Consider the following 24956-nt stretch of genomic DNA (forward strand, 5'->3'; position numbering starts at 1 on the left):
TGCGAACGGTACGTATTGTCGTCGCACACAGTATGGAAATTTGTATATAACTGCGCACCCAACAATCGGTAAATGGAATCGACACAGCAGACGCAACCGCAGGTAGAGGTTTCCGCACACAACATCGGCGGAATTGACCGGACTGCCGTTACCTTCTCTCCGGGTGTGACTATCCTCACTGGTCGAAACGCGACGAACCGAACGTCGTTCCTCCAAGCCATCATGGCGGCGCTCGGCAGTGAGCGAGCCTCGGTCAAGGCTGATGCCGACGAAGGATCGGTCGAACTCTCCATCGGTGACGAAACCTACACACGAACGCTCACCCGGAAAAACGGCACTATTGCAACGAGCGGCGACCCGTATCTCGACGACGCGGAACTCATCGATCTCTTTTCATTCTTGCTCGAATCGAACGAAGCGCGACGCGCGGTCGCGCGGGGAGACGACCTCCGGAATCTCATCATGCGTCCCGTCGATACCGAAGCGATTCAGACGGAAATCGAGCGACTCACTGCCGAGAAACGTCGCATCGACGACGAACTGGAGGAGTTGGAGTCGCTCGGTCAAACGCTTCCGACGCTCGAAGAGAAGCAAGCCCGATTGGCGAACGAAATCGAAGCGAAACGAGCAACGCTCGAAGCGAAAGAAGCAGAGCTAGAAGCGGCGGATGCTGACCTCGGTGAGACTCGTGCGGAACAAAGCGAACTGGAATCGAAGTTGGAGACGCTTCGTGAAACGCGGTCACATCTGGAAGACATTCGGTTCAAAATCGGAACGGAAGAGGACAGTATCGAAGCATTACAGAACGAACTCGCCGAACTCGAAGACGAGCAAGCCGACCTCTCCGACGTCTCGACCGACACGGTTTCGGAATACGACCAGCGACTGGGAACGCTCCGCGAACGCAAACAACAGCTCAATTCGGTCGTGAGCGAACTGCAGACGATTATCCAGTTCAACGAGGAGATGCTCGGCGGGACCAATCCAGATATTCGCGCTGCACTCCAGTCGGAAGCCGAAACGGGCGGCGAGAACGGGTCAGTTACCGACCAACTCGTCGCCGAAACGGAGACCGTCGTCTGCTGGACGTGTGGAACGGACGTCGAAAAGCAGACAATCGAATCGACGATCGACCAACTTCGAACGTTTCGTCAAGAAACGCTCGACGAACGCAGTGATCTGAGCGCCGAGATTGACGACCTCGAAGCGGAGAAAGCAGAACTCGAAACGAAACGACAGAAACGGGATAGCATCGAACAGCGTAGAAAACAACTCGAAACCGAACTCGACGACCGGAACGCCCGACTCGACGACCTCCGCGACGAACGCGCCAGCGTAACCGGCGACATCGAAGCGCTCGAAGAGACGGTCGAGGAACTCGAACAGGAAGATTACAGCCAGCTACTCGACTTGCATCGTGAGGCGAATCAACTCGAATTCGAACTGGAGCGGCTCGAAACTGACCTCGAAGACGTGGAATCAGAACGTTCGAATATCGAAGATAAACTGTCCGAAAAGGAAAAACTGGAAGACCGACGAGCCGAGATTCGAGACGAATTGGCAGACCTCCGGACGAGAATCGAGCAGATCGAAGCCGACGCCGTAGAGGAGTTCAACGAACATATGGCGCGCATGCTCGACCTGCTCGACTACGAAAACCTCGAACGGATTTGGATAGAACGCACGGAGCGAACTGTTCGTGAGGGTCGGCGGAAAGTTACCAAAAGCGTGTTCGAACTGCATATCGTCCGGAGTACGGAGTCCGGTGCAACCTACGAGGATACGATAGACCATCTCAGCGAGAGCGAACGGGAAGTCACCGGCCTCGTGTTTGCGCTTGCGGGGTATCTCGTTCACGAAGTGTACGACCACGTTCCGTTCATCCTTCTCGACTCGCTCGAAGCAATCGACTCGAACCGTATTGCGAGACTCGTGAACTATTTCAGCGACTATGCGGGGTATCTCGTGGCTGCACTGCTACCGGAGGACGCCGCCGCGCTCGACGACGAGTACGAGCGCGTCGCCGAAATCTAAGCAGATCGTTCCAACTGTCCTCTTTTTAGACAGGAGTTCTACAGCGAACGGATTGACTTATGTCACAGCCGTCGGTGACTTCTACACATGGTTTCTGGTGTCCACGCACAACTTGAGGTACGCGGTGCGGAGGGCTGTCCCGCGTCCTTGGTGAGCGAGGAGTGTACGGTTGAATCCGTGACGATCAGCCAGCACAGCACGCCGGAAACGACGGCTGTCGTCGGAGAAGTGACGGTAGACCATGCGGACGACGAACGGACGGAACTACAACACGTGGACGAAGTGTTCGCCGACGATTCGAAATCGGTGTATCGGTACAGTCACTCGAACGGCGACTGTCCGTGTTCACGCGTTCCAAAACACGGGTGTCCCATCCGTGAGCTTCGTGTCGATTCTGGACGACTCGTGTTCTCGTTTATCGCACCGAATCTCGAAACGCTTCGGGAGGTCGTTTCGGATTTGCAGGGGCGTTGTGCTGGCGTCACGGTTCGCCGTCTCACGCAATCCGAGTCCCTCGACGATACGCAGTCGTTACTGTTCGTAGACCGGACTGCGTTCACGGAGCGACAGTACGACGTCCTCCGAACCGCCCATCGGATGGGATATTTCGAATCACCGAAAGAATCGAACTCCGAAGCGGTTGCCGACGCGTTGGGAATCTCGGTGGCGACGTTCGTCGAACATCTCTCGGTCGCCCAGACGAAACTGCTGGAACAACTATTGACGGATTGAGTCGTCCTCTTCGCCCCTCGAAAAATCGTGTTTCGGACTGTGTCCACGTACCGTGCGATATGCCGATTGATAACTCATGACGTGGGATTAAATAAACCCAAATGTACTAGCACCAGTTCGTATCTCGCCGCGACGACGACAGTGAAACGACGCAATGACACGAACGATTTATCGAGAAATCGGCGGCCGGGACGCGGTCGAAACAGTCGTCACCGATTTTTACGACCGAGTGTTGGCGGACGACCAGCTTGCATCGTACTTCGACGGAATGGACATGAACGAACTGTACGCCCATCAAGTTCAGTTCATCAGTGCCGTCACTGACGGCCCGGCCGACTATACGGGCGACAACATGCGCGAAGCACACGCGCATCTCGATATTGACGAAGATGATTTCGACACCGTCGGCCAGTATCTCGAAACAGCACTTCGGGAGAACGGCGTCGAAGACGACAATGTAGAAGCGATTATGGCCGAAGTCGTTTCCCTCAAAGAACCGATTCTCGGTCGATAGTGGCCACTGTACCGACGACTAAAATCTCGAAGCCATAACACCGTTTCTCACTCACCGATGTTGTGACCCAATCAGTCAGGTAAAAGTAGCTCGCTCGCTAAAATCCACTAATGTCATCGAAACGGCGTCGTCCGCGAGATGAAGCTATCCGTGGACGCTCCCACTGCGGAGCATTCCGTCCGCTCTCTGCGTTCGTCCTCGTCGTCGTCATGCTCGCTCACACTCCCGTCGTTTCCGCACACGGTGCGACTGCAACCGGCGGACTCGCCCACGGACATGGAACCTTTCTCGCTCTCGGCGGACTCGGAGTTATCGCCGCCACCATCGCCTTCAAGCGAATCGGTCGTATCTCGCCGACGGCCGCACTCTCCGGGGTATTTGTCGGACTCGTTATGACTGCACTCGGTGCAATCCTCTTCGAAGCGCTGTCGCCGGAAACCACCTATTCAGGGGCCTCCATGCCTTTTCCGCGGTCGTGGTACCTCCCAATGGCGCTCTCGGTGGGGTTCTTGGTTATCGTGGCGAGCCTCGTCATCGGCCGACTTCGGTGGCCGACGCGACCTCGTTACTCCTTCCTCGGCATTCTAGCGGGACTGTGGATTGCGTATCCGTACCTTCTTCCCGGCAACGCCAGTGACTCGCATCCGCTCGGATACGCTATCGTTCTGGGAACACCCATCCTCGTCGGGTACGTCGTCTGGAAAGACGTGGGGATTGTGATTCGTGCGGTTCTTCGTGACCGGGCCGCCCGCTGGTTTGGCATCGGTGTCGGTGTCGTCGTTGCCCTCTTTTTCGTCTCTATTACGGGCTATCTCTCGTTTTTCCCGGAAGAAGGCCTCCCACACGAACGGGTGATTGTCGTTCTTCCTGCAATTTATCAACTCGTGACGTGGCCCACACTCGAAATGTATCTCCCTCACATCCCACTCTTCGTCGCAATTTCACCCGGACAACTCATCGTTGTCGGATTGTTGAGCACGCTTGTCGGACTGAATGCCGCCGTAATCGCCCGTCATTGGCGCGTCGAGGAACAAGCGGGAATGACACAGAGCACCGCTGGGGCCGGTGCAATCGTCGGTTCGTGTACGTGTGGTTGCTGTGGTCCGCTCGTCGCCAAAGTCGCCGTGTTGTCCGCGGGGCCTTCCATCGCGGCCCCACTGTACTGGGTGTTCGTCGATACGGCCTCGCCACTCAGCGCGCTGTTCATCGTTGCGAGCATCGTCCTGTTCGTCGGCAGTCTCGTCTACTCGGTCGAAACGGCGCGCCAATCCGGAGAATCGACGGCCGTTATCCCTGCCGATTGAATCGTAGAAGGCTTCGGGGAAGGAAGGTCGAAATAATCGCTCGGATTCGATTGTCACTGGTTGGTCGAATCAGCGATTGATATGAATCGTCCACCCTGTGCAGGTAGGGGCGTACCACCAGTGGACGAAGAAAGGAAAAGTGGTCATCAACGGGTTCATACTGCTTTCCCTTCTAAATGACAGTATGCGTGAACTCGTCTTCACTCTCGAATATGCGCCGGAAACCAACGCCGTTGCGGACATCCTCACTGCCAATCCGGAGACGAAGATTCGTTCCCTCTCCTGCCACGTCTCTCCTAACAATCTGTGGCGCGTCGATTACGTCACCGGTGGTCGAAGTGCACTCGACGACCTCGCGGAAACCGTCGCCAGCGCCGAATATTATACCGACTGTCTGGCCCGCCGTGACTGCGAAGCCGACTGGGAAACCCAAACTCTCGACCGTACCGAGGACGCACTCGTCCTCTACTCCTATTGGTCACGCACGCCCTCCTGCACTTCCATCCCCCACCTCGCACTCGACCACTTCGGGAACGGACTTATCTTCCAGACGACGTGGGTTGGACACCGGTACGAGTGGCGAATCATCGCCCCCGACGATACTACCTATCACGCCTTCCGGACTGCAATCGAAAACGAAATCGACGACACCACGGGTGTCACCTTCGTCCGGGTCGGCGATGCGGATGACGCCACTCCGGATGACGGTGAATCCTCGTTGACACCCGAACAGGATGCGGCCATGCGGGCCGCCGTCGAACACGGCTACTACCAGACGCCCCGGGAAATCGAAACCTACGAACTCGCTGAGAAACTCGGTATCCCCGGTTCGACGCTCTCCTACCGACTCCGCCGTGCCGAAGCGCAACTAGCCGAAGCCTACGTTACCGACCACTCCTCGTCTGCCCACCTATCGTCCCCCGATACCTGAGTGGAGTTGGTGCACACCAACTCAAGGGATTTGTCATCCGGGTTCGTCCGTCCGCACAATGACTACGGACACAGCTGGTTCGGATAGTATCGAATCCCGAACCGTGAAGCTCACCGTGCCGGGGATGGATTGCCCCTCTTGTGCGGAGAAAATCGTCAATAGCGTCTCGGAACGTGACGGCGTCGTCACCGTCGAACCGCAGGTCATGACCGGCACCGTTCACATCGAATATCTCCCTGAAACCGTCGCAGTGAATTCTCTCGTCGAACGTGTGCAGGCGGCTGGCTACGACGTCGAGGCACGCGACGACCTCCAAACTGAACGATTCGACGTGCCGACGATGGACTGTGCGTCCTGTGCTGGTAAGATAGAGAACGCCCTCGATTCCGTCGCGGGGATTCAGGAACGCGAGACGCTTCCGACGACCGGAACCGTCATCGTCACCTACGACTCCGGACGAACTTCTCGCCCCGACCTCGTCGCGGCCATCGAGAGTGCGGGATACACCGTCGGAGAGACCGAGCCAGATACAACAGAGGAAGACCTCGCGGAGGAGAACCGGGCACGAGACGTGTGGCTGAGTTCCCGTGCGCTCAAAACGTGGCTCGGCGGTGGGTTACTGCTTCTCGGACTTGGACTAGAGTTTTTACTGTCGGGACTCGACGTGACGCTCGTCGCATTCCTTGGGCGCGAATTCGGCACTGCCGAACTGTTCTACTTCGTCGGTGCGGTTGTGAGCGGCCAGGAAATCCTCCGAAACGGATACTACTCCGTGCGAACGCGCTCGCTAGACATCGACCTTCTGATGAGCCTCGGCATCCTCGGTGCAATTATTGCGAGCGTCGCCTTCGGCGAGGCTCTCTACCTCGAAGCCGGGATGCTCGCCGTGCTGTTCAGCATCGCCGAGTTGATGGAGGAGTACGCGATGGATCGCGCCCGCTCCTCGCTCCGTGAGCTAATGGATCTCTCGCCGACGACTGCGACTGTCCGCAGGGACGGCGAGGAGACGACCGTCCCGGTGGGGGAACTGCGCGTGGGCGACCGCGTCGTCGTGCGCCCCGGCGACCGTATCCCCGCCGATGGTACGGTCGCCGAGGGCGAGAGCGCGGTCAATCAGGCTCCAATCACGGGCGAGAGCGTCCCCGTGGACAAGGCGGACGGCGACGAGGTGTATGCCGGGACGATCAACGAGGAAGGGTATCTCGAAGTGGCGATTACGGCAGAGGCCGAGGATAGCACGCTTGCGCGTATCATCGAACTGGTTGAGGACGCACAGCGGGACAAGACCGACCACGAGCAGTTCGTCGACCGATTCGCCAGCCAGTACACTCCAGTGGTTGTCACGCTGGCCGTTCTCACCGCCACCGTGCCACCGCTTCTCATCAGCGGTCGCGTCTCGTTCGACATCGTCGGTCAGTCGCTCGTGTTCGTCGGCGACTGGGCGACGTGGTTCAAGCATGGGTTGGCACTCCTCGTACTCGCGTGTCCGTGTGCGCTGGTCATCAGCACGCCGGTCAGTGTCGTTTCCGGAATCACGAGCGCCGCGAAGAACGGCGTACTCATCAAGGGTGGGAGACATCTCGAATCGGTCGGGACGGTACAGGCCGTCGCGTTCGACAAGACGGGGACGCTCACGCATGGTCAACTCACCGTGACCGATGTCGTTCCGGCCAGTGGCGAGTCGCAAGAGTCGGTGCTGTCCGCGGCGGCGAGTCTGGAAGCGCGAAGCGAACACCCCATCGCGGAGGCAATCGTGGAGGCCGCTGACGAGGCGGGTGTCGAAACCGACGATATCTCCGCGTTCGAGAGCCTGACTGGGAAAGGTATTCGAGCCGAACTAGACGACGAGACGTACTTCGTCGGGAAGCCAGCGTTGTTCGAGGAACTGGGTTTCTCCCTCGACACCGTCCGTGTCATGTCTGACGGTGGCGTCGCGGTCGAAGATTCCGACAGTCACGATGCTCCCGCCGTTGGTAGTAGGGAAATCGAAGACTTGCAGGCCGACGGGAAGACCGTCATCCTCGTCGGAACCGAGCAACGGATTGCGGGCATCGTCGCGGTGGCGGATGAAGTACGCCCGGAGGCGAAGCAAGCGGTTGCCCGACTCCACGAACTCGGTGCCGAGCGCGTCGTGATGCTGACCGGCGACAACGAAGTGACGGCACGAGCAGTCGGTGAGATGGCGGGCGTCGATGCGGTGCGTGCCGAATTGTTACCTGCCGATAAAGCCGAGACGGTGGCAACACTCGGTGAGGAGTTCGATGGGGTGATGATGGTCGGCGACGGGGTCAACGACGCACCAGCGCTTGCGACTGCGACCGTCGGCGTTGCGATGGGTGCGGCGGGGACTGATACGGCAGTTGAGTCGGCAGACGTCGCACTGATGGGAGATGAACTGTCGAAACTCCCGTATCTCTACACGCTGTCGAAGAAGGCAAACGGTGTCATTCGGGAGAACATCTGGATCAGCATCGGTGTGAAGGCGTTGTTGGCCATCGGGGTGCCCCTCGGATTGGTGAACGTCGCAGTCGCCGTTGTCGTCGGCGATATGGGGACGAGCCTCGGTGTAACAACGAACGCACTCCGATTGTCGAGCATCGAATCCGACGATTTCGAGTAGCGATACTTTCGGCAACCGTTCTCCCGTGGGACGGAAGCGCGGACACGGGACAGCTATCTGCTGTCTTCCTCCGCGGCGTCAGTCCGCTTGTTCGGACTGTCCTCGGAATGCGCCTCGGACACTCGCGTTCGTGTGCTTGAGGAGGTCACGAAGACTTCCGGAGCGGGAGATGAACAACCCAAGACCGAGGACGATGTAGACTCCGGTAAAGACGTACAGGATGAGAAGACTGAGATCTGCGGCAGTCGCTCCCGCGTATGTCTGAATCACGTAGAACTCGGCGCCGACCTGCGAGACGAACAGGACGAGCAGGGCGATTGCCTCGCGGGCACTAATTTCGAAGTTCGCTAGGATGGCGATGGCGAAGAAGCTCTGTGCAGCGGTTATCCATATCTCGGCGGCTTGCTTCTGGTCGAACGAGAGCGTCCCGATGTGTCCCGCAGCAATCGAATACACGATGGCGAGCGTCCCAATGAGGAGCGTCCATTGGTTGAGCTTCGAGGAGATGAGTGCGTTGAACCCGGCGGTCGAGCGCGCCTTATTGACGAGGTACGCGACGACGATGAGTTCGGGACTCTCACTCGCCAGCGGCGCGAGCCACTGAATCATGAAAAAGGACGGGATACCGAAATCGGTTCCGAGTTCCTCAAGACCTAGTGCAAACGGATGAACCGCCTCGAAGATGACCGCTCCCGAAAAGACAAACAAGAACAGTACGACTGCGATTCGTGGTGCTTTCGCGTACTTTTGGAAGTACGCTGGAACGCCGACGTGCGCGTCGGTTTCTTCGACATCGCCACGAACGACGATGCCAATGTAGAGGGCGTACAGTCCCACGAGGACGAGGGTGTCCACGATTCCGATGCCGCCACCCAGCGGGATGAAAAACGCGTAGGCAGTGGCGGCGAGCAAGAATGCGATTTCGAGAGATATTTCGCGGTCGATACTGACTGCGTCAGCGAGGAATCCATCGCGGTGGATGACGGCCAAATCGGTCGCCCGCCTCGCTCGGTAAATCGTAAAGAGTGCGATACCGGACCATCCAAGCCCGATAAGGATGCGGTTTGCACCGGTCATGTTTGCGATTGCGAGGTTGGCCGATTCCATCCCACGACTGGTTCCCTCAAACGCCCCAGCGTTCCACGCGTACAGTGCGTCAACCGCGTACTCGGGCGCGACGGCGAGCACAGCGAGGACGGCGATGGCGAACGCGGTCGGAACGTCCTTTTCTGCTGTTTCTGCTCCCCACGCAAGCAGAAAGGCGGCGCCGAGGATTGCGAGTCCGCCGACGAAAACGGCGGTTAGCGGGATGATATTTGTTTTCGGGTCGAGGTGAAAACCGTGCGTGACGAACAACGCGATGAACGGAAGCGTCAGGAGTAATGCACCACAGACCGCGACGAGCGGGTGTTGGAAGCGTTTATACATGGCTCACCTCGGTCGAAGAGATTGATAGAACGTTCAATGAACTCTCGATGCGCTCGTTTCTGTCTTCGAATAGACCTGTTTTCATGTATATCGAACCATGCGATAGACAGTCAAAAATCACAAGATAACCGGTAGAACCCTCAGAACGGGTAGGAGAGGACACGAATGGACGATATTCCCTATTAATCGGGGGCGGTTCGAATGTGGCGGTGTCAGCGTCTCAAAGGCACGGTCTGGACATTTGACGGTACAACGCGACCGTCGGGACGGTATCTGCCATGGGGGCCTCGAAGTTTTCACTCTAAATCCACTACGTTCGTTCAGTTCGAGACGACGACTTGTGCGTCCGGTGCGCTGGCTTTTACGCTCCGTATCCCACGTTGTGCACCCTGTTTAGATGCATATCCTTCCCCGCTGTCCGCGATGATGTTTCCGTTCGAAGCGACAAGTCGCCACCGCCATTCGTCGGCGGCGTCTTGGTACAGTTCGAATATCGGCTCTTTCGGCATATCTCAGCGTAGTAGTTGAGTAGTAGTAACGGTACTCATTTTTTCGACCTTTTTCCGGAGAATCAGACACTGGTTCGGTCGGGGGCCAGTATCGGTACGATTGGGACATCAGTAGACACAATACCAGTCGTTGCAATCAACCACACGAATGTCTCTCAAGGCCCGTCTGGGTGTGTTCTTCAGCATTGACGGGAAGGGCGACAGGTTGGAGAACGACGGGTTCTGGCTTTCGATTGCCGTAACCGTTGGTGTTGGCGTGTATTTGGCGTATCTCGCGCTGTGCCCGTTTCCAGCGCACGGAGCGGGATTGTACCTCGCAATCGCGGAGCAGATTAGCGCACACGGCTACCGACTACCCGAAACGATTCCACATTACACCGCAGAGGGAGTCCCGTTCGCATATCCACCGTTGCTGTTTTACGTGATTGCCGTTCTCCGCGACACGTTCGGTATCGACCCGGTTTCACTCACGCGATATGTACCGAGATTCATCACCGTCGTGTATCTGATTCCGTACTACTACCTTGGGAAAGAGATTCTCGAATCGCCATCGCAAGCAGGTACCGCCACGGTACTGCTCGCCGTAACGCCGGTCGTTCTCAAGTGGCATCTCGCAGCAGGCGGCATCGTTCGCGCGGCGGCGTTTCTACTCGTTCTCACTGGCCTGTACACTGGCATACGAACGTTCAAACGAAAGAATCGGCGATAGCTCATTCCGTCCATCGCGCTATTTTCGCTCACCATACTCACTCATCCCGTCTACACGACGCTCTTCGGTCTGAGCTACCTCCTCATGGTCGGCTTCTTTGACCGGTCGTGGACGGGGTTGGGACTCGGTGCGTCGGTTGCGATAGGTGGTGCCGCACTGGCGTCCCCGTGGTGGTGGCACGTCGCTTCGACGCATGGATTATCGATATTCACCGCAGCAGCGGGAACACACGACGGACTCGGCGGTGGATTCGCCCGCCTCTTCGATTCGTTCGTCGGGCCGTTGCTGTCCAGCACCCAATGGCCGTTCTATCTCCTCTCGGTCGCTGGCGTCTCGTTTTTGGTTCGACGGCGGCGATTGTTCATCTCCGTTTGGATGGCTCTGACGGGATACCTCTTCACTCAAAATCGACTGTTGTACGTCGCAGGAGCGATGGCGGCGGCAGTGTTCGTTTGCGAGGTCTGTCTTCCGGTCGTCAGGGAGCAGGTACGAATCGATAACCGGGGACGATATATCCTCTTTTCCTGCTCGTACTGGTCGTCGGTTCGACCCTCGGCTTCGGTGTCTTGACGACGGGCGATACTGACGCCAAAGCCGAAAGTCGAGTGGAAACGCTCCTTCCCGAACCGTATATGAACCAACACGACGAACACGCCATGGGATGGGTGAAGCGCCATACTGCCCCGTCGTCACGGTTCGTAGTACTCGGCGACGCCGCGGAACTGTTTCCGTTCGTGACTCAGCGGACAAGCCTCGCGAGTCCGTGGGGTGTCGAGTGGAAAGGCAATACCCAGTTCGAGCGACAAAAGAAGCTGTACGACTCGACGTCGGCTTGCACGACCGCTGATTGTCTTACGCAGTCGCTTCAGAACGCACATCTACGGCCGGATTACGTGTCCGTTCCGAAAGGCCACTACACGATACGGCGGGACGACCACGTCCAGCCATCACGGATGCGTCGCTCATTAGTAAAGTCGCCGAACTATTCACTCGCGTTCGAAAATCGGAACGTGATGATATACCGGGTGAGTGCTCTCGATTGATACTCCGAACGAATCGGCTGGCGAGCCTGCCGTTGTAAGAATCCTCGGTGGAACGAAAAAGACGTAGAATGTGTTCCACGCTAGACGGATACAAACGCATTAACGCTTTCATCCCGTAGTTCTCGAAGGAACATGTACGAGGACATCCTTCTCCCATTCGACGGAAGCGACGGTGCTATAGACGTGCTCCATCACGGCAGTGCTATTGCACGATGGGCCGATGCGACTATCCACGTCCTCTTCGTGGCGGACACCACTCGTGACAGCGTTGTCACAATCGAAGGGCAGGTAATTGATGCATTGGAAGACCAAGGAGAAGACATCGTCGAAGAGGCAGTGGCGGCCCTCAAAGACATCGGAATCGATCATAAAACCGATGTCATCCAAGGCAATCCCGCACCAACGATTGCCAACTATGCCGAACGATACGGTCACGACCTGATTATCATGCCAACACACGGCCGCACGGGTGTTTCTCGCTACCTCATCGGGAGTGTGACCGAAAAAGTCGTCCGTCTTTCTTCAGTGCCGGTACTAACGGCACGGATACAGCCTGATGAACGACTCGACTTCCCGTATGAAGACGTTCTCATTCCGACAGACGGGAGTCGCGGTGCGACTCACGCTGCTCAACACGGCCTCTCGTTCGCGGCGGTTCTCGATGCAACCGTTCACGCGCTTTCAGTAGTGGACGAGACTTCGCTCGGATTCGACGTTCGCGATACGACTTCCGAAATGAGCGGCGAACAGGTCGCGAACAACGCCGTTGACGATCTTCTCTCCAAGGCGAAGACACATGGAGTCACAACCACTGTTTCCCACATTGCGCACGGGTCGCCGTTCGAGGAGATACTCAGCTATATTGAATCGAACGACATCGACGCTGTCGTCATGGGAACTACGGGTCGGCGTGGAACGGATCGAATACTGTTTGGCAGTGTTGCCGAAAAGACGGTCAGGTCTGCCCCCGTTCCGGTTGTCACTGTCGGAGAGGGCGACGCAACCAAATCCTGATACGAGAGTCCGCTGATTCGGACGAATAGACGGCATACAGGCTAAAGAAAAGTTAGGACAATTGTGATTGGAAAAATCACGGCGCTTCAATTAGACAGGGATTCTGAAACCGGGATGCCGAGAATATCGTTTCGTCAGCTATATGATTTGATGATGCGATTGGGTAGCCAATGTCGGCCACCCGGTACGGCAATTCCCCGTCAACTGTAATCGAATTTCTCCCGGTTCTCCTCGCAAATCTGCTTCCGCTCGCAGGGGTGTTGTGGCTCGGGTGGAATCCCGAGACGCTTGCTGCCGTCTACGCGCTTGAGTTGCTGTTTTTGTTTCCCCTTGCGGGGGTGAAAGCGCTATTCGCGGGTAGGCCACCGGTTTCCGACCGTGGAAACGGCGTCGTCAGCGTCTCGGAGAGCGACCTCGTTGACAAACGCGGGAGTGTGACCATTCACGACCGCATTCCACCGATTTACCCGCGTACCGTTCCGTTCGCCACCGCAGTCGTCAGTGGTGGCGCATGGGTCGGCGTCTTCGTTATCGCACCACTGTCGGACGTTATCTCGATGATCGAGGTCTTCAGCCGTCCGGAGGTGCTCGTCAGCGTCGTCGCGCTACTTGTCGCTCAACTCGCCGAAACAGCTTACAGCTACATCAGACGCGGCCAGTATGCGGATCTCTCACCATACGCTGTCGTCGAAATTCCCGCTCGGCAAGGGTTCTTTCTCGCGTTCCTATTGTTTTTCGTCCTCGCGGCGGGAGCGACGTTTGTTCTCGTTGGATTCGTGTTCATGAAGGTGCTCTTCGAGTGGTCGGGCTTCCGTGCCGAATGCGGTGGTGGTGGGCGGCTCACTCGCTGGCTCTCCGGGCCAAACAGTGATTCGATGGTCGAGTCGGTGGCTGTACCCGAAGGGCAGTTCTCGACCGAGATTGACGCCGACCGACGTTCGGTCGTGGTGGCCGCAGTCTGGCGGACGATTACCACGACGGGGCCGTTCTACGTCACCATGACCGGAATCGTCTGGGTCGCATCAGTCGCCTTTCTCAGCGAGGGAGAAGTCTCGCTAACTCTCTGGCTCGGGGTTGGCCTCGTCGCAGTTCTTCTGTTTGGAATCATGCTCGCTGGTGACATTGTGGAGGATGTGCTCACGAGTGGTTGGATGACGTACCGCCGTACCGGCGACCAACTCGTCGCCTACGACCGGCTGACCGACGAGTTACAGTGGGTAACGCCAGTGGATGTCCTTCGCGACGCTGAAGTCGTGAAAAATCGGCCCTCCGACCGGTACTTCAGGACACGAACCATTACCGTGACGACGGGATGGGGAAACGACGAAACCGAACGCACGCTCGGGCCGGTCAGCGACCCGGAGCTATTCGTCGAGACGTTCGACATTCCGATTCGTTCGACCGACCTCTCACCGCTCAACCGATGGTTCGCTGGTGTCGCGGTCGCTTCGGGTATCTTCATCCTGGTTGGCGCTGTCGCCTTGGTCGTCACGTCGTTCGGTTCTCCCGGTAGTTGGCTCTTCGTGGCATTTCTGTTTCCATTCTTTACCGCCATCCCGATGGGCTTCTGGAAACTCGCACACTCATATTAACTATAGTTGTTACAATAGATTTTAACGGATCTGAATTCTTTCACCTATCTACTTATTGTAGCTGGACTATCTATCTCTGCTTACGCAGACGGCTTTGGTATGAATGCGTTCTGGCCCCTCCCTGTTTTCCTCTGCCAGTTGCAATGAACCAGTGACGTATCTCGCCGAGAATGGGTTACTGTTTTCAGCTATCGCTCTCTACTCCTCGTATGAGCGACAAGATTGACAGCACCTTCGATCGGCTCATGCGCCCACTCCTCTACGTGATGAGCTTCGTCTACGTCGTCACTGGGGTGCTCCATTTCGTTGTACCGAAGGTTTACGCCCGCATCATTCCGCCACAGTTTCCTCGACCAGTTTTTCTCGTCTACTTTTCCGGTCTTGCCGAGGTCGTCCTCGGAATCGGCGTGCTGTTCCAGCGAACGCGCCGTCAGTCCGCGTGGGGACTCATCGCACTCCTAGTCGCTGTCTTCCCGTCGAACGTCTACATGGCGAGAAACGAGATACTACCGGATGGTGTGCCTGACTGGGCCAACGGCATCGCTCGGGTTGCGCTATGGGTGCGTCTCCCGTTCCAAGGTGTGCTCATCCTTTGGGCGTGGTGGTACACGCGCGTGGGGTCTGGAAATGGGGAGTAACAAGTGACGGCACCAATGCCGTACAAGTAGCGAAAGAGCGGTTTTGTGCAGCGGGGATGCGTGTCAAGTAGGGATACGTCGCGATATTCAGCGATACTCAGCGCTTCACGAGTTCGTAGGGGTCTGCCCCGTCAGGAAGTGGACTCTCATATTCGTGCCCGGCTAATCGCTCCTCGAACTCCATCCGGGCCTGCTTCCGGAGTTCTGGGTCTTCGAGTAAATCCGCGAGCGTCGCCGCAATCGTTTTCGAGGCGAATTCCATTCCCGCGGTTCCCAGACTCTCTCCGGCTGCCACAGCTTGCCACGAGTGAGCGGGAGTCCCGACGGGCCACGTTGCGGCCCTGAATCGACCGAGCGGGACGTTCCACGAAACGTCGCCCGAATCTGTAGAGTAGGACCCGGTTCGCCCTTCATCAAGCGCATCGATAGATTCTGCGAATATCGCTTCCTCGCGGGCAACCTCGCGTTTCGGTTCGGGAATCTGCTGAAGGGAGTCTTCTACATCACCGAGCGTCTCGCGAAGTTCGGCTGCGAACTCGTCTTGTTCGCCGTCAAGCGGAAAATCGGCGTGTTCCATGTTCTCGCGGATTGCGTCGGCGATGGTATGATTCGGCAAGACGCCGTACATTCCGGAGGTCTTCGTCGCGTTGAGGTCTGTCCGGGTCATCTGGGCGGCGGCGTCGGCGATGTCACGAACCCACTCGGAGATTCGCTCGACCTCCTCGCGCTCGGGAGCGCGCACGAGATACTCCACGCTCGCGTCACCGGGGACGACGTTCGCCGCCGAGCCGCCGTTCTGGATGACGTAGTGGATGCGCGCGGCGTCGGACACGTGTTCACGCATGTACTCGACACCAGTGTTCAAAAGTTGCACCGCATCGAGCGCTGACCGACCGGATTCGGGCGAGGCCGCGGCGTGAGACGTTTCTCCGTGGAACGTGAAGTCGAACGCATCGACTGCGAGACACGACCCTTTTCCGGGTGCATTGTACCAGCCGGGATGCCAGGAGACGACCGCGTCCACGTCGTCGAAGGCACCGTCACGAACCATATACACCTTGCCGCCACCGGCCTCTTCGGCCGGCGTACCGAAGAAGACGACCGACCCAGACAGCTCGTTCTGTTCGATACCGCGTTTGACTGCGATGGCTGCGCCGAGACTGCCGACGCCGAAAAGGTTGTGTCCGCAACCGTGGCCGGGAGCGCCGACTTCGACTGGTTCGCGCTCGGCTTTCGCCTGCTGGCTCATCCCCGGGAGGGCGTCAAATTCGCCCATCGTCCCCACAACGGGGTTTTCCTCCCCGTATCGAGCGACAAAGGCAGTCTCGATGCCACCAATACCGGTTGTTACCTCGAATCCCTCCTCTCGCAGAATGGACTGGAGCCGCTCGCTTGATGCAGATTCCCGCAACGCGACCTCTGGGTTCTCCCAGATGGTACGTGCGACCGTCTTCAACCGGTCACGCTCGGCCTCGATGGTTTCGAACAGTCCCTGTTTTAGCGACTCGTGCTCTTGCTGCGACATATGTTACCATCTGTGGACGGGAGCAAAAGCGTTTGTTCACCGGCAGTCGGTGTTGCCACGGTCGAAAGCGACTCTCGTCTTCCATAGCTGACCTCTACCAGTACAATAGCTAGTTTAGCTATCTCATCTGCACCTAATCTACCTACTGTAACTTGGCCGTCTACTTACTGCACATTTATCGGATATCTTACGAGCCGTGAACTTTATCATTCGTATCCTACATGAATTGCACTATGTAGAACTACTGAAAACTTTCCTGTGTTAGAATAATACAAAGATCTGACAAATATACTACTAGGTATGTAAATAGTATATCCCTATAGAATACGCCACGGTTTGGGTCGAATAGAGCCTCGGAGAGAGGAAGCTATTGGCAATGACCTATACAAGACTCGTTCACTACCCATCAAGTACGAGCTTAATTGAACTTTCAGGTATACATATTTGACGAATATCGGAAATTTTTCTCTGATAGGGACTATCTCATACATTCACAACCTCCGCTATCGAAGAGATCGTCTATCGAGTATGATTGACCGCATTCGTTACAGACGACTCGGATGTCGCTGATTACGTCAAAGTCCGCCAGTTCGATTCGATCCGTATTCCGAAGGTTAGTGAGTGTCGTTTCAGCAACCGCAATCGCCCGGTTCTGAAGACGCCGAATGGTGTCCGCACCCTTTTCGACCTGCGTCTGAGCGTCATCCGCTTTTGATTCGTGGGATACTTCTCGATATTTGGTGAGATAGGTGTAGATTGCTTGGTGAGACACGAAATCTTTCTCGAGTTGTTCCACGTCGATTCCGTCACGAGCGAGCGAATTTTCAGTCTCCGTCCGAACCCCACTACTCACCGTCTCATCAGTTAGCAATCGGTAGGTATTTTCGATTTCACCTTCCAACAGTGACGCATTCTGTTGGTCTAATTCGACGCGCAACACTTCTTGATTGAAAAAATCAGCGAGGTTTCGAAGGCTGCGTTGCTCGTCACCCTCGTCAGTCCAGTACGTTTCAAGCCTTTCTCCCATACCATCTAATTCATATTTTCGAATTATCCGCTCAATCTTACTTGTCTTTTTTTGAGAATTATTTTGATCCATATTTAGTCAGATTTCTGCTATTTGATTCAAATCGGCTAACCAGTTGCGCAGTCTCCATTACGACTATAGAACTGTAATTTATTTAAAAGTAATGATTCTTCCTAAACAAAATCGAACCGATTCTCTCAGAACCCTCGATACCGAATCAGTCAGCCGAGAGCTTCGCCCGGGGTTCAACCTCTGGATGACAGCGGCGAACGCAGCCGTCTTTCTTGGGTTTTGTGTTAATGATAAATTTCTTATACTACAGCTGTATCGAGACTCCGCCAAAAGTACGATTCGACAGTCGGGACTTCTTTGTGCGAGTATGACAGACTGACGGTCATGATCGAGAACTATGACGCTGTTGACAATCCAGAGCAAAAACTAGCACTCGATTGTATCATCGGCGGAATCCACGCTTCGGAGCCAGCGACCGTCATCGACGAGCGTCTCTCGCTCGATGGGACAGAGATGGTCATCGACGACGTCCGGTACGACCTTGCGGAGTACGACGACATAATTCTCGTTGGCGGGGGAAACGCAGCCGCTACGGTGGCGAGGGAACTAGAAGCCGTACTGCGAGACAGGCTTGACAGCGGTGTCGTTGTCACCGACAATCCGGTAGAAACAGAACGAATCGATGTACTTCCCGGTGACCATCCTGTTCCAAGCGAACGCGGCGTTGAGAGCACACGAACGCTCTTGGAAATCACCGAGTCTGCGGGGGCAAGCGATCTCGTGATAGTCGTCGTCACTGGTGGTGGCAGCGCGCTCATGCCTGCGCCAGCCGAAGGTATCGACCTCTCCGATCTTCAAACCACGACTGAGAGGTTACTGGAGTGTGGTGCTGATATTGGCGAGATAAACGCTGTGCGCAAACACTGTTCGGATATCAAAGGCGGCCAACTCGCCGGTGCCGCGACGCCAGCGACGGTCGTCGGTTTCGTGTTCAGCGACGTTGTCGGAAATCACCTCGACGTCATCGCCAGCGGCCCATTGACGGCCGACGAATCGACGTTTGCGGACGCGCTCGACGTCATCAACCGGTACGATGTCGACGTGCCCGACGCAGTCAGGATTCGTCTCCAGCGCGGCATAGACGGCGCATATCCCGAAACCCCGTCTCCGGGTGAATCGCCGTTCGAGTCCGTTAGACAACACGTTCTCGCCGACGGGAATACTGCACTCAAGAAAGCTGCCGAAGTCGCACGCGAGGCGGGATACGAACCGTTGATACTAAGCTCGCGGATTCGAGGGGAAGCGCAGGAAGTCGCCAAGACGCTGGTCGGCATCGCGGAAGAAACCGCTGACACCGGGAATCCGGTAGAGCCACCCGCAGTAATCCTTTCGGGAGGTGAAACGACTGTTACCCTCCACGGTGACGGCACCGGCGGTCCAAATCAAGAGTTCGTTCTGAGTGCAGCCCTGCAACTTACGGAACCCGGCATTACCGTTGCCAGCGTCGATACTGACGGCATCGACGGCGCTTCCGAAGCTGCGGGAGGTATCGTCTCGCCGGAAGCGGTGGGGCCGATAATAGAAGCGCGGACGGCACTTCGGGACAACGACGCTGGGGGATTTTTGAGCCGTCACGGCGGCCAGATCATTACCGGCCCGACGGCGACGAACGTCAACGACCTTCGCGTATTCATCGTCTCAGAGCAGTGATGATGGAGTACTCCTCACCTTCTATTGAGAAATTCTGGCTGTTACGTCCCAAAAACTCCATGCCACGCTTCCGCTACTTCCGTTCGCCTGCTCCTCTTTGACGTAGCACGGCGTCGGTTAGCTGTCTGTAGTCTCATCTACCAACACCCCGATTTGATATAGCATTATATAATTTAAAGATATCTGTCTGTGAGTTTCATACGCTCATTCGCTTGTTTTGTACGCTTCCGTCGAAATGTCGATGACTTCCGCTTAGAACCGTAATGGGAAGTGGATTGTCCCGAGTCGGTGCTGTCGGCGAAGCACGAAACGTAATTTCGAAGAAAAGCGGGCTTTCTGGTCGAAGCTGGTCTTTCCGTGCACAATCCGACGGGTGTCCGGATATTTCGGACATCGAATTAGGTGGAGGTGACTGAGCCGGACAACAGTATCCGTGAGTTCAGAGCGCTTGCCCACAAACCTGAGAGGGACTGTAGTTACGGACATATTTTCGGACGTAGCTGTTGATTCGCGCGTCTCTCAGCGCCCGATCTCAGACAATAATTCGGCACAAATAGTTTAGCTTGTCGGACAGTACTGTGGACATGGTGGACTCGGAGCAGGAGGAAGAAGAGACGGTTCGTGACGCTGTCGAAAGCGCGCGAAGCGGTGCTCCTGCCGTCGGAGCAGTCGTGCGAGATCGGTTTTCGTCGGACGAAATATTTCAGCGGATTATCGCCGCTGCCGACGAGGAGGTCACGTCAAGTTCCCGTGAACTGTTTTTTAGTGCGCTCGCAGGGGGGTTTGCTATCACGATTACATTCTTGCTGTACTCTTCGATGTCGGCGACGATGGGCGGCGACCCGCTTTTGGACGTCCTCTTGTACCCTCTCGGATTCATCTATATCATCATCGGTGGCTACCAACTGTACACCGAAAACACGCTTCCGCCGGTTGCACTGACGCTGGAACGACTTGCCAGCATCCCAGCGTTGCTTCGCCACTGGCTCATCGTCCTCGGTGGTAACTTCGCGGGCGGTGCCATCGGTGCAGTTGCGCTTACGTGGGGAGATGTTTTTTCGCCCGAAGCGAAGAGGGCAGCCTTGAGCCACGCTGAACACGGTATCGAGACACCGGCGGCATCGCTGTTTGCGAAGGCCGTCTTTGCCGGACTCATCGTCGCCGGTGTCGTTTGGGTGGTGTACGCCTCCCGTGACACGATTTCTCGACTCGTAGTCATCTATCTGGCATTCCTTGCGATTCCGCTCGGTGATCTCTTTCACGTCGTCGTCTCCTTCACGGAATTGGTGTACTTGGTTCTTGCAGCTGACGTTGCACTCTCTGTCGGAATAACGCAGTTCGTCGGGCCGGTACTGCTCGGCAACACGGTGGGCGGTGTCGTCTTAGTGACGGTCGTCAACTACTTCCAAACGAGCGAACACCGCCTCGAATCGGCTCGGTTCGAAGGGGTCGATCGCCAGTTGTCGATTCGAGAGTGGCTGTTTGGCACGCTCGTCGGTCGGTCGTACGTTTCGATGATAGACACCAGCGAGCCGGTTGCCGATGACGATGCCTATCGAATAGTGGTCCCGATCGGCAACCCCCGCACCGAGTCAGAAATCGTTACTCTGGCGTGCATTCTCGCTAATCAACGTCCGTCCGCGATCATCCACGCGGTTCACATCGTGCAGACGCCATCTCGTATGTCGATGAGCTACGACCACAATCAGCGAGAGCGAATCATTACGGAATCCAATCAACTCATGGCGAACGTCCGCGAAACCGTGGATTCTTACCACGTGTCGTATGAGTCATCGACGGTCGTTTCCCATCGCTCGTTTCAAGAAGTGTTTACGACGACCGAACGTGAACACGCCGACCTCGTCGTTATGGGATGGGGAACCGACCGACCGTGGGGAGACGCTCGCGCAGAGCGACCGATAGACGAGCTGACGAATCGGCTTCCCTGTGATTTTCTCGTACTCAAAGACCGCGGATTCGACGCATCAAAAATCCTGTTGCCAACCGCAGGAGGGCCAGATTCGGAGTTGGGTGCCGAAGTTGCACGAGCATGCAAATCTGCTCTCGGCTCGACGATTACCGTACTCCACGTCGTAGACAACCCCGACGAACACGAATCAGGTGAACAGTTTCTCGCCGAGTGGGCCGCAGATAACGATGTAGACGCTGCCGAACTCGTGGTTGACGATTCGGGTGACGTTGGAGACGCAATCTATCGGGAATCGAACGAACACTCGTTGGTGATCGTCGGCGCGACCGAAAAAGGACTCCTCTCACGACTCGTCACCGAGTCACTCCATTTCGACGTTCTCAACGAGGTCGATTGTTCCGTGGTGCTCGCGGAGCGCCCCGACAGTCGAACGATATTCGAACGGTTGTTCGGCGACTAATTGTGTGATTTGTTGCTGTACTGGCCGTTGAGAATGCGATAGCTGATTGAGAATGTGATAACTGAGTAAGTACCTGCGAGAAGCAAACCGGGGACGATAATTAGCTGGCGAGCATGCAATCGTTCGTGAACCGTCGTTTCGTCATTATCGGACTGTTCGGCGTCCTTGCGACACTTTGGGGATTTTCGTTTCTGGCGATCTCCGTCGGACTCGAATCGCTCGAACCGATACTCTTCGCGGCGTTCCGGTACGACATCGCTGCGATTCTGTTACTGGGGTATGCAGTGTATGGCGATTCCACGTGGCGTCCGACAGATAGATCGAACGCTGGCGCCGTCCTCGCGGGAGGCGTTTTTCTCGTCGGCGCGAATGCGTTCCTCTTTATCGGCCAACAGACCGTTGCCAGTGGAATGGCCGCTATCCTCCAGAGTCTTCTTCCAATCATGACATCGCTGTGGGCGGTCGGACTGCTGCCAGAAGAGCGTATCTCGGCAACGGATGCGGTCGGTATCGTGCTGGGGTTCATCGGTGTCGGCCTCATCATCCGTCCGAATCCGGCCAACTTGCTCGGAACCGATGTCGTCGGCCGACTGCTAATCTTCGTTCAGGTTACGGGCGTGGCGCTCGGTGGTGTTCTCATTCAACGATTCGAACCGACCCTCGACAAGGCCGCACTCTCCGGCTGGTCGATGTTCACGGGTGGACTCCTTCTCCACGTCGTCAGCACCAGTACTGGGGAGGCGTTCTCGTTCCCGACTGGCGTTAGAAGTGGTGCCGCCGTCGCGTATCTCGGAATCTTCGCCACGGCCATCGCCTTTTTGATTTACTTTACGCTCCTCGACGTTCGCGGCGCGCTCGAAACGTCGCTCGTCTCGTATCTGATACCTATCGTCGCAACTATCGTCGGCGTCGTCGTATTAGGAGAGTCGATAACGTCATTCACCATCGTCGGATTCGTCGTCGTCTTCACCGGTTTCGTCCTGCTCAAGCGGCGCGATATTGCCGACGTGGTAACCGGAGCGACGTGATGGGAGAACGTACGAAAGGTAGAATCGCGGCTCATTCCTCTCTCCGTCGTTCTTCGACCCGCTTCTTGCCGAAAGGCGAATGCTTATCACCCCCAGATTCCACGCTATGGCATGCCTGCGGCCCGTTGTCGTCACTGCGGTTCGGAAATGATCTGTTCGACCTACCCGAAAGCGACGAAGTGGTACCACGACCATCTTCGGAAAAATCATCCAAAGGCGTGGCTCCACGCGTGACCGTAGTTGGTTGGCGAGAGCACATCCAAGAGATTTTTCGCCTCGGCCAGTTCGTTCAGTGAACACTCAGTTCGTCGTCTTCTCCCACTTCTTCGCTGGCCCATCGAAGGGTGAAGCTAACACTTTCTTCGGCACCCGATTCCATTAGCGAAGAGTCCGAATCGACGGCGACACTAAACGAGAGCGTCTCGGGGGGGTTTACCGTTGCGCTGTCGTTGCCGACGAGAATCGTGACTTTCTCCGAACTGCGTGTCTCGGACGGTTGTTCCGTCCCGCCATCCACCGAATCCGTCGGAGACGCGGTCTCGGTGGAGTGGTGCGTTCGACCACCCGATTCGGTGAGGGACGCTTCGTTTGCGTCCAGTTTGGTAGCAAACTCACGGAGGTACGACGCGATTTCAGACCGGCTTTTTTCAAACTCGGCTTCGAGCTCTGCCATACAGCGTATGGCAACGTATTTTTTGATAGTCGAACTGGTTGCTGAAGCAAGTTATTTTTACTGCAGAACGTGGTTACTGTTGAACTATCCGTATGAATTTGGTTCTCTGAATGCTGTATTCACTGGAGACGAGTCGTCTCTGTCCCGTCATCGAGTCCGATTCGAACTGTCTCTGGTCTTTCTCCGCCACAGTCTCACCGTCGTTCAACAAGCGTCCGAACTAACTGATTCGGGGGAACGATTTCTATACACATAATCCGTTTGTGTCGTACACACAAAACTTAAACAATATCCGGTTGACCACTAGAGTGACGTTGTTATGCCACAAGCCGTTTTCGACAGAAGCGAATACGAACGGCGGATAGAACGGACGAAAGAACGAATGCGCGAGGCGGAGTTGGACGCACTCGTCGTTTCCGACCCGTCGAACATGAACTATCTCGCGGGATACGACGGCTGGTCATTCTACGTCCACCAAGCCGTTATCGTCACTCACGACCGCGAGGAGCCGGTTTGGATTGGACGAGAGATGGACGCGAACGGCGCACGCGCGACGACGTGGCTTTCCGAGGAGAACATCCGCTCGTACAGCGACGACCACGTTCAGTCGCCGTACGACCTCCACCCGATGGACTTCTTCGCCGCGATATTGGAAGAACTCGACGCCGACGATGCTCGCATCGGCGTCGAGATGGACGCCTATTACTTCACCGCGAAATCCTACACTCGCCTCCAGAAGAATCTCCCCGACGCCGAGTTCGACGACGCCACACTTCTCGTCAACTGGGTTCGTATCATCAAATCCGAACAGGAGTTGGAGTTCATGCGACAGGCCGCCCGCATCTCCGAAAACGCGATGCGGGCCGGACTCGATGCGGTCGGCGAAGGTGTCCCCGAATACGAAGTCGCGGCCGAAATCTACGACAGCCTCGTCAGAGGAACGGACGAGTTCGGCGGCGATTACCCCTCCATCGTTCCGCTGATGCCGTCCGGCGACCACACAGGAACGCCGCATCTCACGTGGACTGACCGCCCCTTCGAGCGCGGCGATCCCGTCATCATCGAACTCTCCGGTTGTCGAAATCGGTATCACTCCCCGCTGGCGCGAACGACCTTCGTCGGCGACCCGCCCGACGAGATGCAACGCAGGGCGGAAATCGTCGTCGAAGGACTCGAAGCGGCGCTCGACCACGTCGAACCCGGCGTCACCGCCGAATCTGTCGAACGGGCGTGGCGCGACGTTATCGAGAAGTACGACATCGTGAAAGAAGACCGAATCGGTTACTCGATGGGACTCGGCTATCCGCCGGACTGGGGCGAACACACCGCCAGCCTCCGCCCCGGCGACGAAACGGTGCTCGAAGAGAACATGACCTTCCACTCGATACCGGGCCTCTGGTTCGACGACTTCGGCGTCGAACTCAGCGAGACGTTCCGCGTTACCGCGAACGGCGCCGAAGTGCTCGCCGAGTTCCCGCGGGAACTCTTCACTGCCTGACGCCCTTCCGTCTCCCATTTCTCGG

21 protein-coding genes are annotated in these 24956 nt (G+C 56.7%); 16 read left to right on the forward strand and 5 right to left on the reverse strand.

The features are described 5' to 3' along the window. The first annotated feature begins 72 nt into the window (after window positions 1-72). The 6 genes from HL45_RS16420 to HL45_RS16445 all read left to right on the forward strand — a co-directional run bounded on the left by HL45_RS16420 (window position 73) and on the right by HL45_RS16445 (window position 8135). Window positions 73-2034, forward strand: a complete 1962-nt coding sequence (locus tag HL45_RS16420; RefSeq protein ID WP_049972275.1) for an archaea-specific SMC-related protein — start codon at window positions 73-75, stop codon at window positions 2032-2034. Between the two features lie 87 nt (window positions 2035-2121). Further along, window positions 2122-2766: a helix-turn-helix domain-containing protein gene (locus tag HL45_RS16425; RefSeq protein ID WP_049972276.1), complete on the forward strand. Its 645-nt coding sequence runs from the start codon at window positions 2122-2124 to the stop codon at window positions 2764-2766. A gap of 154 nt (window positions 2767-2920) precedes the next feature. Next, the gene (locus HL45_RS16430; RefSeq protein WP_049972277.1) at window positions 2921-3280 is read left to right on the forward strand and encodes a group I truncated hemoglobin; all 360 of its coding nucleotides are present in this window, start codon (window positions 2921-2923) and stop codon (window positions 3278-3280) included. 110 nt (window positions 3281-3390) lie between these two features. Continuing rightward, the gene (locus HL45_RS16435; protein WP_049972278.1) at window positions 3391-4584 is read left to right on the forward strand and encodes a hypothetical protein; all 1194 of its coding nucleotides are present in this window, start codon (window positions 3391-3393) and stop codon (window positions 4582-4584) included. 184 nt (window positions 4585-4768) lie between these two features. Then, window positions 4769-5515 (forward strand): helix-turn-helix domain-containing protein, encoded by a 747-nt coding sequence (locus HL45_RS16440; protein WP_049972279.1) that lies wholly within the window; start codon window positions 4769-4771, stop codon window positions 5513-5515. A gap of 58 nt (window positions 5516-5573) precedes the next feature. After that, window positions 5574-8135, forward strand: coding sequence for a heavy metal translocating P-type ATPase (locus HL45_RS16445; protein ID WP_049972280.1), 2562 nt, complete (start codon window positions 5574-5576; stop codon window positions 8133-8135). Window positions 8136-8213: 78 nt separating this feature from the next. Here HL45_RS16445 and HL45_RS16450 read toward each other — a convergent pair whose 3' ends face one another. Next, window positions 8214-9563, reverse strand: a complete 1350-nt coding sequence (locus HL45_RS16450; protein WP_049972281.1) for a sodium:calcium antiporter — start codon at window positions 9561-9563, stop codon at window positions 8214-8216. 320 nt (window positions 9564-9883) lie between these two features. Continuing rightward, window positions 9884-10072 (reverse strand): HVO_2922 family protein, encoded by a 189-nt coding sequence (locus tag HL45_RS16455; protein WP_049972282.1) that lies wholly within the window; start codon window positions 10070-10072, stop codon window positions 9884-9886. Window positions 10073-10220: 148 nt separating this feature from the next. Between HL45_RS16455 and HL45_RS21675 the strand changes: the two genes are divergently transcribed. The 6 genes from HL45_RS21675 to HL45_RS16475 all read left to right on the forward strand — a co-directional run bounded on the left by HL45_RS21675 (window position 10221) and on the right by HL45_RS16475 (window position 15068). Further along, on the forward strand, window positions 10221-10781 hold the full coding sequence (locus tag HL45_RS21675; RefSeq protein ID WP_233274825.1) for a hypothetical protein: 561 nt from the start codon (window positions 10221-10223) through the stop codon (window positions 10779-10781). An 84-nt stretch (window positions 10782-10865) separates the two neighbouring features. Beyond that, entirely contained in the window at window positions 10866-11351 is a 486-nt protein-coding gene (locus HL45_RS21680) for a hypothetical protein (protein ID WP_233274826.1), read from the forward strand. Then, window positions 11348-11824: a hypothetical protein gene (locus HL45_RS21685; RefSeq protein ID WP_233274827.1), complete on the forward strand. Its 477-nt coding sequence runs from the start codon at window positions 11348-11350 to the stop codon at window positions 11822-11824. The genes HL45_RS21680 and HL45_RS21685 overlap by 4 nt, the downstream gene beginning before the upstream one ends. Window positions 11825-11956: 132 nt before the next feature. Next, the gene (locus HL45_RS16465) at window positions 11957-12838 is read left to right on the forward strand and encodes a universal stress protein (protein WP_049972283.1); all 882 of its coding nucleotides are present in this window, start codon (window positions 11957-11959) and stop codon (window positions 12836-12838) included. 170 nt (window positions 12839-13008) lie between these two features. Next, on the forward strand, window positions 13009-14430 hold the full coding sequence (locus HL45_RS16470) for a DUF6498-containing protein (RefSeq protein WP_049972284.1): 1422 nt from the start codon (window positions 13009-13011) through the stop codon (window positions 14428-14430). Window positions 14431-14639: 209 nt separating this feature from the next. After that, window positions 14640-15068, forward strand: coding sequence for a DoxX family protein (locus HL45_RS16475; protein WP_049972285.1), 429 nt, complete (start codon window positions 14640-14642; stop codon window positions 15066-15068). A 97-nt stretch (window positions 15069-15165) separates the two neighbouring features. Here the strand turns inward: HL45_RS16475 and HL45_RS16480 are convergent, their stop codons facing one another. After that, complete coding sequence (locus tag HL45_RS16480) at window positions 15166-16593, reverse strand: amidohydrolase (RefSeq protein ID WP_049972286.1); 1428 nt, start codon at window positions 16591-16593, stop codon at window positions 15166-15168. A 478-nt stretch (window positions 16594-17071) separates the two neighbouring features. Next, window positions 17072-17692, reverse strand: coding sequence for a rod-determining factor RdfA (gene rdfA / locus HL45_RS16485; protein WP_049972287.1), 621 nt, complete (start codon window positions 17690-17692; stop codon window positions 17072-17074). A 324-nt stretch (window positions 17693-18016) separates the two neighbouring features. Between rdfA and HL45_RS16490 the strand changes: the two genes are divergently transcribed. The 3 genes from HL45_RS16490 (at window position 18017) to HL45_RS16500 (ending at window position 22760) form a co-directional block, all read left to right on the forward strand. After that, window positions 18017-19342, forward strand: coding sequence for a glycerate kinase type-2 family protein (locus tag HL45_RS16490; protein ID WP_049972288.1), 1326 nt, complete (start codon window positions 18017-18019; stop codon window positions 19340-19342). Window positions 19343-19926: 584 nt separating this feature from the next. After that, entirely contained in the window at window positions 19927-21732 is a 1806-nt protein-coding gene (locus HL45_RS16495) for a formate/nitrite transporter family protein (protein ID WP_049972289.1), read from the forward strand. Window positions 21733-21845: 113 nt separating this feature from the next. Next, window positions 21846-22760 carry a DMT family transporter gene (locus tag HL45_RS16500; RefSeq protein WP_049972290.1) on the forward strand — a complete coding sequence of 305 codons (915 nt, stop codon included), beginning with the start codon at window positions 21846-21848 and terminating at the stop codon, window positions 22758-22760. A 289-nt stretch (window positions 22761-23049) separates the two neighbouring features. Here the strand turns inward: HL45_RS16500 and HL45_RS16505 are convergent, their stop codons facing one another. Continuing rightward, entirely contained in the window at window positions 23050-23433 is a 384-nt protein-coding gene (locus tag HL45_RS16505; RefSeq protein ID WP_049972291.1) for an amphi-Trp domain-containing protein, read from the reverse strand. 319 nt (window positions 23434-23752) lie between these two features. Between HL45_RS16505 and HL45_RS16510 the strand changes: the two genes are divergently transcribed. Then, window positions 23753-24931, forward strand: a complete 1179-nt coding sequence (locus HL45_RS16510) for a M24 family metallopeptidase (protein WP_049972292.1) — start codon at window positions 23753-23755, stop codon at window positions 24929-24931. Window positions 24932-24956: the final 25 nt, after the last annotated feature.

This window comes from Haladaptatus cibarius D43, assembly GCF_000710615.1.
Lineage (GTDB): Archaea > Halobacteriota > Halobacteria > Halobacteriales > Haladaptataceae > Haladaptatus > Haladaptatus cibarius.